1 pseudogene is annotated in these 225 nt (G+C 46.2%); it reads left to right on the top strand.

The annotated features are described in order from the left end of the window. Positions 1-48 precede the first annotated feature (48 nt). Positions 49-225, top strand: a pseudogene (locus FS666_RS20425) (RNA polymerase sporulation sigma factor SigE); the annotation flags it as partial.

Below are 225 nucleotides of genomic sequence, written 5' to 3'. Positions count from 1 at the left end.
AACCGCATCTTAGGCACATGTTCGAATAATATGGGAGGAGGAGACTGCGTGAAAAAAATTCGCTTGCATCTCACCTATTACTGGTATAAGGTCCTCAAGAAGCTGGGTTGGAAATCCGATGAAATTTATTATATAGGAGGGAGTGAAGCTTTGCCCCCGCCTCTTTCCAGGGAAGAGGAAGCCATATTGCTCAAAAAGCTCCCAAATGGAGACAAGACGGCGAGG

It is taken from the genome of Siminovitchia fortis, from assembly GCF_007681465.1.
Lineage (GTDB): Bacteria > Bacillota > Bacilli > Bacillales > Bacillaceae_C > Siminovitchia > Siminovitchia fortis.
This window is presented reverse-complemented; position numbering and strand designations above follow the sequence as displayed.